The organism is Streptomyces sp. NPDC059788, from assembly GCF_042732265.1.
Lineage (GTDB): Bacteria > Actinomycetota > Actinomycetes > Streptomycetales > Streptomycetaceae > Streptomyces.
The window spans coordinates 177,925-190,029 of record NZ_JBHWHY010000003.1 but is presented as its reverse complement, the minus strand read 5'-3'; the positions used below and the strand labels follow the sequence as shown (position 1 = coordinate 190,029).

The window sequence follows — 12,105 nt, the reverse complement described above, 5'->3', positions numbered from 1 at the left end:
CTTCGCCGTCAGAGGGGGAGGAACGTGTCGGTGGCGGGCTGATGCGCCGAGACCAGGCCGGTGTGGACCTCGTAGTACCAGCCGTGCAGCCCCACCTCGCCCGCGTCGATCCGTTCGCGTACGCACGGGTAGGCACGCAGGCGTGCCAGTTGCTCGGTGACGTGCCGCTGGACCGCGGTCGCGACCGTCGGTGCCTCGTCCATCGGCAGCTCGTCGGAGAGCTGCTGGGTCAGCCAGGCACGTACGTCGGGGGCGCCGGCGAGGTCCTCGCGGCGCGCCATGGCGCCGACCGCCCCGCAGTGCGAGTGACCGCACACCACGATGTCGGCGACGCGCAGCACCCGCATCGCGTACTCGATCGTGGCGGCCTCCGCGCTGGCGGGCATGTCCGGCCGGTGCGGCGGTACGGCGTTGCCCGCCGTCCGCAGTTCGAAGAGCTCGCCCGGAAGGGCCCCGGTGATCAGGGACGGGATGATCCGTGAGTCGGAGCAGGTGATGAACAGGGCGAGCGGCGACTGGCCGTCGGCGAGCCGCTGGTAGGTCTCACGCTCCTCGTGTACGGCCGCGATGCGGGCGTTGAAGGAGCGGGCGTTTTCGATGAAGGTTTCCACTAGGGAATGTCTCCTGCTGGTCGTTAAGTGGTGCCATAGAGGGCATGGCAGAACCCGTTCGACTGGTGCGGAGCAGGAAGCCCCGGTGGTACTCCTCAGCAGCGGAAGACGCAGTGCAGACAGTGCAGGGCGGGGCGGGTGGCCACGCCCGGTCTTGAAGTGGTGAGTGCGGCGGAGCCGGCCTGTGTGGTGAGGAAGGCGGCGGTCGGGTAGGACCGGGCCGCGTGGAGGGGCGGTGGCGGCGGACGGCGGCACGGGGACGGAGCCCCCGGCGTGGTCCGCGCACAACGGCGCGTCTGGTTACGGTCCTTGTCCTTCTCACGCCCGGGGTCGCGCTCGTTGTCGCGGCGGTACTGGATGCCTGTGGAGGACCGCGCCTGGGTGGGGGACACCTGGGTGGGTGTGCCGTGTGCGCCTGGAGGGGCCGCCGGGGTGGGGGTGGGGGTGGGGACCTGTACAGGCGAGGCGCCGGACGCCGTGGGGAACGGGGCCTTGCCGCCCTTGGCCGCTGCCGTACCGGAGAAGAGCAGGGTCAGGATGACGACGAGGATGCCGAGGATGCTGAGGGGGGTGGTGGTGCGAAGGAGGTGGGGGAGATGGGGGGAATGGCTGCGGTGGGGGGAGTGGGTGGAGAGGGAGGAGCGGGTGGGGCGGGTGGGGGTGTGCGTGGCGTGGGGTTGTTTGAAGGGGGCGGTCCACATCCGGGGCCGCGCCGATGTACGTACCGGCGTGTACTCCGGTGCGCGAACCGGAGTGCGTACCGGAGTGCGAACGGGTGTGCGTACCGGCGTACGGGTTGCCGTGCGCGCTGCTGCTCGGGCCGCCGTACGGGCCGCCGTACGGAGCGAGCTCGTGCCCGGCGGGCTGTGCGGCCGGTTGGACGCCGTGTAGTGGGCCGGGTGACCGGCCGTGTCCGGGCGGGTGGGGCGCGGGCGGGGGAAGGCGGAGGGGGAGGGAGAGGGAGAGGGAGAGGGAGAGGGAGAGGGAGAGGGAGAGGGAGAGGGAGAGGGAGAGGGAGAGGAGCCGGTAGAGGGGGTGGCCTCGGGGGCTTTGAGGGGGGCGAAGCCCTTGAGGCCCTTGAAGTACTTAAGCCCCGTGAAGCCTTTGAGGCTCTTGAGGTGCTTGAGGTGCTTCATGTCTGTTCCCGGGGGGCGGTTGCCGGGGAGGTGGCCGGAGCAGGCGTCGGTGTCGAAGCCGTGTCCGTACCCGCGTCCGTACCCGTACCCGTGCCCGTGTCCGTACCCGTACCCGTACGGCCGCCGCGTCGTCCCGTACGGCCGGTCACGGCCAGCAGCGGTACGAGGCCGAGCGCCACGATTCCGCCTGTGAGCGCCAGCGTGGAGTAGCCGCCCGTGGCCACGACCAGCCCCGACGCCATGCCGCCGGTTGAGCCCGCGACGGCGATCCCCACGTCGACCAGGCCCTGTGTCGAGGCGCGCGTGGCCAGCGGTACGGCGTCGGTGACGATGGCGGTGCCGCTGACGAGGCCGAAGTTCCAGCCGATGCCGAGGAGTACGAGTGCGGCGGCGAGCGCCGGTACCGAGTGCGCCGGCGCGAGCGCGGCGAGGGCGCCGGCGCAGAGCAGGACGATGCCGGAGGCCGCCGCGACCCGCAGCCGGCCGATCCGGTCCACGAGCATCCCGGTGAGTGGCGACGGCAGATACATGGCCGCCACGTGCAGGGCGATGACGAGCCCGGCGGTCTCGGTCGCGTGGCCGTGCGCCCGCATGTGGACGGGCGTCATCGTCATGATCGCGATCATGACCAGCTGGGTGAGCGTCATGACGGCGGTACCGGTCACGACCCCGCGGACATCGGCACGGTCGGCGGACGGGGCCTCCGAGGCCTCCGGGGCGGCAGAGTTCGCAGGGGCAACAGAGGCTGCAGGGGCGGCAGGCGTGGCCGGGGCGGGGGCGGGGAAGGCGTCCGATGCCGCCTCCGCACGGGCCCGTGCCAGGTGCAGCGGGTCCGGCCGCAGGAACGCCCCGAGCACCACGGCCGCCGCCGCGTACGCGACCACGGCCAGCAGGAACGGTCCGGCCAGCCGCGGGATGCCCCAGCCGTCCGCCACGTCCCCCGTGACCCCGACCAGGTTCGGCCCGACCACCGCGCCGAGCGTGGTGGCGAACAGTACGAGGCTCACCGCGCGGCCCCGTCGTGCGGGCGCGGCCAGGTCGGCGCCCGCGTACCGGGCCATCAAGGTCGTCGCCGTACCCGCTCCGTAGACGAGGAGGGAGACGAACAGCAGCCATACGTTGCCGACGGCGGCGGCGATGACGACGCCGAGGCTGCCCAGGCCCGCGGTCGCGTACCCCGCGGTGAGGCCGGGCCGTCGGCCCCAGCGCTGGCAGATCCGGCCGATCGCGACGGCGCCGAGGGCGGCTCCGCCCGTGAACAGCGCCGCGGGCAGGCCGGACAGCCCCGTCGAGCCGAGCATCTCCTCGGCGAGCAGCGCGCCCACGGTGATGCCCGCGGCCAGCCCCGCGCCGCTGAGCACCTGGGACAGGGCGAGGACCCTCAGGACACGTTTCTGCTCCGGCGGCTCGGTGGCCTCGGGCGAGGCGTGGGAGTCCCCATAGGGGCCTTGTGGGCCTTGTGGGTCACGGGATTCTTGGTGGCCTTGGGAGCTTTGGAGACTGTGTGGACCTTGGTGGGCTTGGTGGTCCTCAGGGCCACGGGGTGTGGCGTGGGGGGCCGGTTTGCCGGGCCGAGCGCTCATGGGTCCGTTTCCTCGTCTTCGGGCTGCCCCGAAAGCGCGCTCAGGGCGCGCCGGCAGGCTGGAGAGCCGCGATGTCCCGCAGCGACATGCTCAGCTGGTCGTGCAGGAAGCGCACGATCGTCCAGTGCGGCAGGGCGCCCTCGTCGAAGGGGCCGAACTCCCGTACGTACAGCGGTATCCAGCGCAGGGCCTCCTCGATCACCTGCTCCCGGCCGGGTTCCTGCTGGTAGTCCTCGTAGCCGATGCTCCGGTGCTCGATGAAGAACCGTCCCGGCAGCCGCTGTTCGCACCATTCGCGGTACTCGCGCGTCTGGAGGATGAGGTAGTGCCAGATCTCGTCGATGTCCTGCTCTACGGGGAGGAAGAGGCCGCTGAGCCGCTCACGGTGGCGGGACACGAGGTACAGGTAACGCAGGCATTCGGTGACCTGCCGTTCCACGTATTCGGGCGCGGCGTCGCCCAACGCCGTGAAGTGCCGCACCACTTCGGTGTGCAGGCGCTCGCCGAGCAGGGTTATGAGGTCGTCCGGGGTGACGTGGGGGGTGTGAGTGGTGCCGGTGATGTCAGATGCGTGGGTTGCGTGCGGCTCCTGGCCGGCGGGGGCCTGGAACTGTTCCTGCGGCTGCGTGGTCATGGTTCTCCCGATGGCTGTTGGCCGGTGGTCGTGGATGGGGAGTGGGCGCGGTCATGGACGTGGCGGGCGCCCGGCGTCCACAGGCGGGGGCGTGCAGGCGGAGGCGTGCAGGCGGGGACGTGCGCCCGCGCGGCCGCCCCGAGCGGCCGCCCCTGAGCCGACGATCACCCGAGACCGCCCGAGACACCCCGAAAGCCCCCGAGCCCCGGACCGCCACCCGGACCGCCGCCCCCCCCTCACCGCCTCACGGCTCGTCGGCCTGCTCGCCGCGGCTCCCGCCCAGGTCCTCGCCTTCGCCCGCGCACCCGTCCCCGACCCCGTCCCCGCGATCCAGCCACGCGTACTTCCCCGATTTCCCGATCGGAATGTGCGCACGGTGCTCGACCCGGCACGGAATGCCCGTCAGCCGCTCCACCCCCGCGCCCAGCGCAACCGCCTCCGACGCGTTCACGGGCCGGCCGTCGAACGTCGTGTACCGCAGCTCCGCGGCGCTCCGGTCGCGCCGTACGCGCAGCTGGTGGACGAACACGTGGGGCGACGCCTCGCTGACGCACTCGTCCAGATCGCCCTGCGCGACCGGCCCCTGGCCGTGCGCCGACGCGAGCAACTCCTTCTCGCGGCCGCAGAACCGGGTGATCTTCTCCGGGTCGGGGGTGCCGTCCAGCGTCCGCGCGCAGTCGCCGGACCGGTAACGGATCAGCGGCATGTACGGGTTCCGTACGCTCGACACGATCATGCTGAAGATGCGGCTGCCCGGCTCCACGGGGACCAGCTCGACGCTCATCTTGTCGAGGTAGGGGTGGAACCGGCCGTGCCGGTCGCTGTAGAAGAGGTAGCCCAGTTCGGTGCTGCCGAACAGGTCGATGACCGGGCAGTCGAAGTGCTCCAGGAGGAAGCGCCGGACGTTGACCGGCGTGTACTCGTACGCGTGCACGATGCTCGCCGGCCGCGGGAACCGGTCCCACAGGCCCCAGTCGATCGCCTTCCGTACGAGGTGCGCCAGGTGGTAGCTGGAGCAGTCGAGGTGGTAGCGGCCTTCGGGGTGCGCCTGCTGGGCCGTACGGATCTCGGCGAGCATCCGTTCGACGTCCGCGCGGTCCCAAAGCGCCGGGTCCAGCGTGAGGTTGACGTAGAAGGTGCGCTCGTCGAGCCGGCGGTCCGCCAGCTCCGGTACGGGCGCGGGCGCGGTCTCGGCGCCGGGTGCCGACGTGGACCGGCGCCGCTTCTTCGCGTTCACGCGCGCCACGTGCTCCGTCGCCAACACGGTGGTGAGGGAGACGCGTTGGCACCCCTCGTGCCAGGTGTCGGCGATGTCCGGGTGCTCGCTCCACAGTTGGTAGTAGGAGTTCAGCAGGAAATACGGCGGCCGGATGATCTGCATCCGGGCGTGGTTGGTGCCCGTGGAGAGCACGTACTCCGCCTTGCCGGCGGCGAGCGCGTCGGCCAGGACCGGCGTCATCCAGTTGTCCGGAAAATCCCGGGCGATCTCGGGCTTGTCCAGTATGGGGAAGTGCCCCCGCTCTATTGACGAGCGGTAGATCGGTATGTCCCTTATCCGGTTCACGATGTCGGCGGTCGGCTGTCCCGGCCGGCTCGGCTGGCCATCCATGGTCACCCTCAGGTCTGTCTTGTGTGGCGGACGGGGAGTGATCGGTGTCGCGGCGTTACGAGAACCTGCGTCGCGCGGGCGCGGAGCCCGCACTGTTGATGTGATTGCGCTGATGCGATTGCGCCGACGTGACTGCGTTGCTGTGACTGCGCTGATGCGGCTGTGCCGTGGTGACTGCACCGCGGTAACTCAGCGGTAACTGGCCCGCGGTGACTGCGCTATGCCTACGTTGCGCCCGCGTTGTGCAGAGAACGTGTGGAATCCGTGAAAACGCATGAAGCCTCTGGAGCGCGCCGAACACACGGAACACGTCGAAGACACGGAACACGCAGAAGACGCGGAACACGCGGAACGTGAGATTCGCACGGAACACCCGGAACAACCGATGTCGCGCGCCCGACTTCACGAAGTGGTGGGGAACCGGCCGGTGGTGTGCGGGCCGCCGGCCGGTTCCCCGCCGGGAAGGCTCAACGCCCGGTCAGGAAATACATCCCGTCTTGGGCGCGGCCGTGGTCGCGCTGATGCAGCCGGACTTCGTCGCGCTGATGCACCCGTCCTTGCCGGCGCCGCGCGGGGAGTTCAGGGCGACCCACTCACGCCAGACGCCGTCCTGGGTCATCTTCTTGATCAGCTGTTCCATGTCCGTCGAGCCTCCGCAGGCAGGGGATGGTGGAAAACGGCGATGATCAGCCACGCGAGCCGCGCGGGTGCCGCTCCCTAGAACGTAAAAGAAAGACCAAGTGATCGTCAAAGGTCTGCAATGCAGGGATGGCTCAAACGCAGACACGAGAGGGCACTTTGGCTTGATCTTTCCCGTCGCGACCACGGCTCGAAGGGGCTTCGTGGCTGGTAGTAGCCGGTCGCGGCCGATAGGTGAGGGGTGCGGAACAGGTCTGGACCACGAGCATGAGTGGCGTGTCCATGACAACAAAGCAGCTGGCCGGAACGCCGTCGGGTGGCTGGATTACGGCGAAGTGGCCGCGCGGTGAACGCCCGGTGGATCTCCCGAAGTCGTAGCGGGATGGCGTCCAATGTGCGCGGCGCGTGACGAGCGCCCGGAAAACCGCCGGGCGGGGCGGGGCCGGATGCCCCGGCCCATGCCCTCTTCCCCGGTCGGTACGGGTGTCAGCCCAGGTTCGTACGGGAATCCCCGCGTGTGGCGGAGAGCGATTCCGCGCCTGTTTCCGGACGCATTCCCGAAGCTCCCGGTGCTGTTCCCGAACCCGTTCCCGATCCGGTTCCCGGAGCTGTTCCCCGGTCCGTTCCCGAAGCGGATTCCGTACCGGAATCCCTGTCGGTCTCCGCGCCCGCGCCCCAGTCCCATTCGGCACCGGATTCCGCTGCCGATCGGTCCCCCAGCGGGTGCGCCGCGACCGTGGCGGAGAACAGTTCCCGGCCGTTCTGGTGGGCGGTGACACGCGCGTGGAGGAGGCCGAACGCATCGGGCTGCGGCGCGCTTCCGGGCAGGAATTCGACGGGGAATTCCGCCTTCTCCCCGGCACCCGGCCCGGCGTCGGCCCCGGCAGCCGCCAGGGCCTGCGCCCCGGCGTCCTCCCCGGCATCCGCCCCCGTCTCCTCCTCGCCCTCCGGCCGCCCCAGCACCGTGGCCTCTATCCAGCACGGCGCGTCCAGCTCCGCGTATCGCGTGAAGACCGTGCTCAGGCCGACGGGTATGACCTGCAGCGGGTGGAGCACCGCGTGAACGGCCTGGTGGGCGGCTTCCAGCAGGAGCATCCCGGGGGCGTGGTCGACCGGGTGGTCGAAGATGACCGGGTGGGTGGTGTCCGTACGGAGCTGCCAGCGGTTCCGGGTGTCCGTGGGCGAGAGCATCACGCTCTCGAACTGGGCACGGGCCACCCGCCGCGGCGCGACCGGCGGCGGCAGCGGCACCGCGCGGGCCATCGCCTCGCGGGCGTCGCCGTATTCACCGCGCAGCCGGCGGTAGATCGCCGGAGCGTGGCTGGTGAATCGCGCGACCGCGCTGCCGAGGCGGACACCGTTGCGTGTTGCCTCGACGTCCATGGTCAGCGCGCTCAGTGTGTCCTTACGGCGTTTGATGTCGGAGCAGACGATGCGTAGTTCGATCTCTGTGGGGGCAGTCTCGGTACGCAGTGCCTCAGGGTCGAGTGAATAAGTGAAGTGATCCCAGATGAGTTGGTGTCCGAACGGCACGTTGTAAGCGAGATGCGAGAGCAGTGGAATGGTCTGCCGGATCGTCTCCACGAGGAGGAGCGGGTCGTGCAGCCGGTTTCTTGAGGAGTAGAACGTATGGGCCCGCGGCCATTCCGCGGTCACGGTGTGAACGTCCGGAGCCGTCTCCTGCCAACTGGTGAGCAGGACTTCGGACAGCGCCGTCTTGTGTACATACTCCTTGGGCACGGTGGTGGTCAGCGTGCGCGGGGACGGTCCGGCGGCAGCAGGTGCGGGAAACTTCGGAAGCTGGCCGGTGGTGCTCATGCGGGTATCCCCCTGAGGAGTGTCTGCAGGTCCGGTGCGTTGCGGCCCGTTGTGGTCCGCCGGGGCTCCCGGGGTGGTCCGTCGCCGTCCTGAGCGGGTTGCCTGGTGGCCAACGGAGGCTGCTGTGTGTTCGGTTCAGCCGTCACCGCGTGAGAGCCTCGGCTTTCATAAAATAAATAGTATTCGTTTTGTTTGTCGAGGGAGCTGATGCTGTCCATGCAGGAGCGTGCGGTCAGGACACGCGAGGTCATCCTCCGGGCGGCCGCCGAGGTGTTCGACGAGTTCGGGTTCAGCGGCGCCAGTATCAGCAAGATCATGAAGCGTGCCGGAGTGACCCAGGGCGGGATGTACTTCCACTTCCCGTCCAAGGAAGCCCTGGCCCAGGCAGTGATGATCGAGCAGGGCGGCGGCCTGGAGCTGCCTCCCGGAGAGGACGGCCTTCAGCGCCTGGTCGACATCACCCTGTATCTGGCGGAGGAGCTCCAGTCCAACCCCACCCTGCGCGCCGGGGTCCGGCTCGCGGTGGAGCAGGGTGAATTCGGCGTCCAGGACGACTCCGCGTACCGCCACTGGGCCGACGAGTTCGGCGGCCAGCTGCGCGCCGCACGCGAGAAGGGCGAACTGCTCCCCGAGGTGAACGTGGACGAGCTGTCCTGGGTCCTGGTCAGCGCCTACACCGGCACTCAACTCTTCTCGCAGATCTCCTCCGGCCGCGCCGACCTCCATCAGCGCGTCGTCTCCCTGTGGCGCTATCTGCTGCCGGGCGTCGCCGTGCCGCCCGTCAGGCCGCAGGTGACGTTCGCGGCCCGGCGGAGGCGGGCGGCCGCCTGAGCACGCCCCGGTCCATGCCGTGACCCATGTCCCGGTCCGCGTCGCGGCCCACGCCTCGGCCCATGCCTCGGTCCGCGCCGCGGCCGGTGACGGCTACGGTGGCGGGGTACGGAGCACGACGGAAGGCGTGGTGAACGGCGTGACGGACGGAGCTACGGGCGACGGAGTCATGGGCGGCGGGGCGACCGGCGACGGAGTTGCGAGCGGCGGGGCGACCGGCGGCGTACTCCCGGGTGGCGGCGTGCCGGGTGGCGCCCCGGCGACGGCCCCCTGGCGGGTGGTGATCACCGGAGCGACCGGATTCATCGGTTCCGCGGTGCTGCGGGAACTGCTGCGTACGGAGACGGGTACCGGTACGGGTACGGGTACGGGCGCCGGTACGAGCATCCGCGCGACCGCCCGCAAGCCCCCGACGGACGCGGCCCCGGCCGCCGCCACGGACGCGGCCACGGACGCGGCCCCGGCCGCCACCACGGACGCGGCCCCGGGCTCCCCTTCGCCGTTGGCTGCCGCCTCGGCCGTCCCCCTCGAATGGCGCGCCGCCGACCTCTCCGACCCCGCCTCCCTGCGCGGTGTCTGTGAAGGCGCCGATGTCCTGCTGCACCTCGCCTCCGACATCGGCCGGGACGAGGAACGCTGCGAGCTGGTCAACGTCCGCGGGACCGCCGCGCTGCTCGACGAGGCCGTACGCGCCGGAGTCGGCCGTATCGTCCACCTCTCCACCGCCGCCGTGTACGGAGCCGGGCCGCACGCCGGCCTGGGCGTGGACGAGGTCCCGCCCGCACCGGTCTCGCCCGCCAGCCGCACCCGTCTCGCCGCCGAACGCCTGGTCCTGGAGGCCGGCGGCACGGTGCTGCGGCCGGGCCTGGTGCTGGGCGCGGGCGACCGGTGGGTGGTGCCGGCGCTGGCCGAACTGCTCGGCCGCCTCCCGGCGCGCTGGAACGGCGGGCGCGGCCTGCTCTCCGCCGTGGCCGTCGACGACCTGGCCCGCCTCTTCGCGCGGCTGGCTCTCGCGTCGGACGGCGTCCCCGGCGGCGTGTACCACGCCAGCCACCCCACCCCCGTACGCAACGGGGACCTCATGGACACCCTGATCGGCCACGCGGTCTTCCCGCAGCGCCCCTCCGGCGACTCCGGCGATCCCGACGGCCCCAGCAGCCCCGACGGCCCCAGCAGCCCCGGCCTCCTGGGCCTCCCCGACCTCTCGGACCTCCCCGACCTCTCCTGGGAAGACTGCCTGGAGCGCCTCCGCGCCACCCCCGGCCGCGTGAGCGAGCGTCAGTTCGCCCTGCTCGCCGACGACCACTGGTACCGCAGCGACGAGGTCTGGACGGCGGCCGGCTGCGACCCGGGCCCCGGCCCTCTCGTACGGGTCGCGGAGGCAGCCGACTGGTACCGCACCCACCTCAGGACCCGTCTACAAGCCCAGCTCACGGCGTCCTGAGCCTCCGGCCGGACAAGCCGTACGGCATCAACCCGAACCCCCGGCCGGACAAGCCGTGCGGAACCGCCCCCCGGGGCCGGTTCCGTACGGCTTCGCAGGGCGCCCCGTCAGGAAACGAACCGCACCTTGGGGAGCGTCTGCTCGTCCGGCACCTCGGTCAGTGCACGGTAGGCGTGCGCGGCGGAGGTCAGCGTCATGTGGTGGTGCCAGCCCGGGAAGGAGCGGCCCTCGAAGTCGTGCAGGCCGAAGTCCGTGGCGAGGGTGCGCAGGGTGGCCGTGGGCAGCTGGTGCAGCCGGGCGAGGCCGACGAGCTGGCCCATGCGGCGGTGCGCCATGTTGGTGAGCCAGACCCGGGTCGGCCGCGCGCCGGCCGGCCCCGGCTCGGTGAAGGCGCGGTAGGTGTGGTGCGAGCCCGGCAGGCGTACGGGAGTGGGCGCGGTCTGCAGCAGGCGCGGGCGCGCGCCCGGGTCGCCGGGCATACCGGGCGTGGCCGGAGTGGCGAGGGCGGTGGCGGGCGGTACGGCGATGACGAAGTCGCGTCCCTGCCGGGCCAGCGCCTCGATGAGCCGTACGGAGTCGGAGTACTCGCTCAGGTCCGCCACGACGGGTGCCGGCGGGCAGGACGAGCGGGCGGCCTGTGCCTCCACGAGGTCGAGGGCGTGCACCCACATCGGGCGGGGGTGGGTGGTCTCCGAGGCGGGGATGCGGTTGCGGCGCAGCAGCGCCGGGTCGTCGGCCCACTGGGGAGGCAGGAACAGGCGCCAGTCGACGGAGACGGTCGCGTTGCCGCCGCAGTCACCGGCGGCGAGGACGCCGGAGCGGGAAGCCGTCGCGGATGCCGCGGCTCCGGCAGAGGCCGCAGATCCGGCAGACGCGGAAAGTGCGGCCGTAGCGGGAGATTCCCCCACCGGCAGGAACATGCCCATGGCAAGCTGGCAGCTGACGGTCCGTCCGGCGGAGGAGTCGAAGCGCCGGTGCACGCCCACGGAGTGGCCACCACGCTTGGGCAGCACCGCCGGGGCGAGAATCCACGCGCGGGGCGGAGCGGGCTGTTCGGCCCGGCGTACGAGCTCGCGCCGTACCGGGTTCCAGTCCCAGGGGCTGGCGTTGAGGAACTGGTGCAGCGACTGGGAGGCGGTGGGGGAGTCGGAGATGGCGGCGGCCAGTCGGCGTACGGACTTCTTGCCTTCGGTGGTGAGCAGCGCCAGCAGGTACGAGTGGGCCCAGCGGCGCTGGTCGGTGCGCGGCAGATGGCCGAAAAGGTCGTCCGCGAAGGTGTCGAACGTCTCGAAAGCCCCGGATGCGCCGGGCGCCGCGGCCGCGGCGGAGACGGCGGAGTGCTCGTCGGCGGCGCCGGTGTGGGCGGCCGCGGCGGTCCCGTTGGCGTGGGTCGCCCTGCGGGAGGTTCCGGTTCGGCGGGTGGTTCCGGTGCCCCCGGCGGTCGCGGTCGTGCCGCTGCCCGCGTTGCGGGCCGCGGTCCGGCCGGAGCGGGCGGTCCGTCCGGAGCCGTTGGGGTGGGCGTCGGCGGCGACGCCCGAGACGTCCCGCACGCCGGATTTGTCGGACCCGTTGAACACTGCGAGGGGGTGGCCGGAAGGGAAGGGGGCGGACAGGGGGCGTGCGGGTGTACGGGTAGCCGGATGCGCTGTTTCTGTCGTCATGTGTTCGTTCCCTCCCGTGGTCATCCCGTGAATCGGGCGCCGACCAGCAAAGAATAAAGAACGATCGTTTTTTTTGCGAGCCCACGAGGTCCGGGGCTGTTTCAGTCGTACCGGGAGCCGGTCCGGCGTGGTTGAACGC

At 71.4% G+C, this 12,105-nt stretch carries 10 protein-coding genes; 2 read left to right on the top strand and 8 right to left on the bottom strand.

Features of this window, described 5'->3' with window-relative positions; genetic code table 11:
- Positions 1-8 precede the first annotated feature (8 nt).
- The 7 genes from ACFV57_RS04155 to ACFV57_RS04125 form a co-directional block, all read right to left on the bottom strand.
- Positions 9-611 (bottom strand): carbonic anhydrase, encoded by a 603-nt coding sequence (locus ACFV57_RS04155; protein WP_385225449.1) that lies wholly within the window; start codon positions 609-611, stop codon positions 9-11.
- Positions 612-706: 95 nt separating this feature from the next.
- Positions 707-1,312 (bottom strand): hypothetical protein, encoded by a 606-nt coding sequence (locus ACFV57_RS04150; protein WP_385225447.1) that lies wholly within the window; start codon positions 1,310-1,312, stop codon positions 707-709.
- 431 nt (positions 1,313-1,743) lie between these two features.
- Positions 1,744-3,330, bottom strand: a complete 1,587-nt coding sequence (locus ACFV57_RS04145; protein WP_385225446.1) for an MFS transporter — start codon at positions 3,328-3,330, stop codon at positions 1,744-1,746.
- A 40-nt stretch (positions 3,331-3,370) separates the two neighbouring features.
- Positions 3,371-3,964 (bottom strand): hypothetical protein, encoded by a 594-nt coding sequence (locus tag ACFV57_RS04140; RefSeq protein ID WP_385225444.1) that lies wholly within the window; start codon positions 3,962-3,964, stop codon positions 3,371-3,373.
- 244 nt (positions 3,965-4,208) lie between these two features.
- The gene (locus ACFV57_RS04135) at positions 4,209-5,573 is read right to left on the bottom strand and encodes a hypothetical protein (protein WP_385225632.1); all 1,365 of its coding nucleotides are present in this window, start codon (positions 5,571-5,573) and stop codon (positions 4,209-4,211) included.
- Positions 5,574-6,051: 478 nt separating this feature from the next.
- Positions 6,052-6,213: a hypothetical protein gene (locus ACFV57_RS04130; RefSeq protein ID WP_385225442.1), complete on the bottom strand. Its 162-nt coding sequence runs from the start codon at positions 6,211-6,213 to the stop codon at positions 6,052-6,054.
- A 485-nt stretch (positions 6,214-6,698) separates the two neighbouring features.
- Positions 6,699-8,030, bottom strand: coding sequence for a ScbA/BarX family gamma-butyrolactone biosynthesis protein (locus ACFV57_RS04125; protein WP_385225440.1), 1,332 nt, complete (start codon positions 8,028-8,030; stop codon positions 6,699-6,701).
- A gap of 207 nt (positions 8,031-8,237) precedes the next feature.
- Between ACFV57_RS04125 and ACFV57_RS04120 the strand changes: the two genes are divergently transcribed.
- Positions 8,238-8,861, top strand: coding sequence for a ScbR family autoregulator-binding transcription factor (locus tag ACFV57_RS04120; protein WP_385225438.1), 624 nt, complete (start codon positions 8,238-8,240; stop codon positions 8,859-8,861).
- A gap of 19 nt (positions 8,862-8,880) precedes the next feature.
- On the top strand, positions 8,881-10,305 hold the full coding sequence (locus ACFV57_RS04115) for an NAD-dependent epimerase/dehydratase family protein (RefSeq protein ID WP_385225436.1): 1,425 nt from the start codon (positions 8,881-8,883) through the stop codon (positions 10,303-10,305).
- Positions 10,306-10,412: 107 nt separating this feature from the next.
- Here ACFV57_RS04115 and ACFV57_RS04110 read toward each other — a convergent pair whose 3' ends face one another.
- On the bottom strand, positions 10,413-11,966 hold the full coding sequence (locus tag ACFV57_RS04110) for an IS701 family transposase (protein WP_385225434.1): 1,554 nt from the start codon (positions 11,964-11,966) through the stop codon (positions 10,413-10,415).
- Positions 11,967-12,105 lie beyond the last annotated feature (139 nt).

What these genes read in the sequence shown, in the direction of transcription:
- ACFV57_RS04150 (WP_385225447.1), bottom strand. Translation starts at nt 1,312, where the DNA reads ATGTGGACCGCCCCCTTCAAACAACCCCACGCCACGCACACCCCCACC.
- ACFV57_RS04140 (WP_385225444.1), bottom strand. Translation starts at nt 3,964, where the DNA reads ATGACCACGCAGCCGCAGGAACAGTTCCAGGCCCCCGCCGGCCAGGAG.
- ACFV57_RS04110 (WP_385225434.1), bottom strand. Translation starts at nt 11,966, where the DNA reads ATGACGACAGAAACAGCGCATCCGGCTACCCGTACACCCGCACGCCCC.
- ACFV57_RS04125 (WP_385225440.1), bottom strand. Translation starts at nt 8,030, where the DNA reads ATGAGCACCACCGGCCAGCTTCCGAAGTTTCCCGCACCTGCTGCCGCC.
- ACFV57_RS04130 (WP_385225442.1), bottom strand. Translation starts at nt 6,213, where the DNA reads ATGGAACAGCTGATCAAGAAGATGACCCAGGACGGCGTCTGGCGTGAG.
- ACFV57_RS04145 (WP_385225446.1), bottom strand. Translation starts at nt 3,330, where the DNA reads ATGAGCGCTCGGCCCGGCAAACCGGCCCCCCACGCCACACCCCGTGGC.
- ACFV57_RS04120 (WP_385225438.1), top strand. Translation starts at nt 8,238, where the DNA reads ATGCTGTCCATGCAGGAGCGTGCGGTCAGGACACGCGAGGTCATCCTC.
- ACFV57_RS04135 (WP_385225632.1), bottom strand. Translation starts at nt 5,573, where the DNA reads ATGGATGGCCAGCCGAGCCGGCCGGGACAGCCGACCGCCGACATCGTG.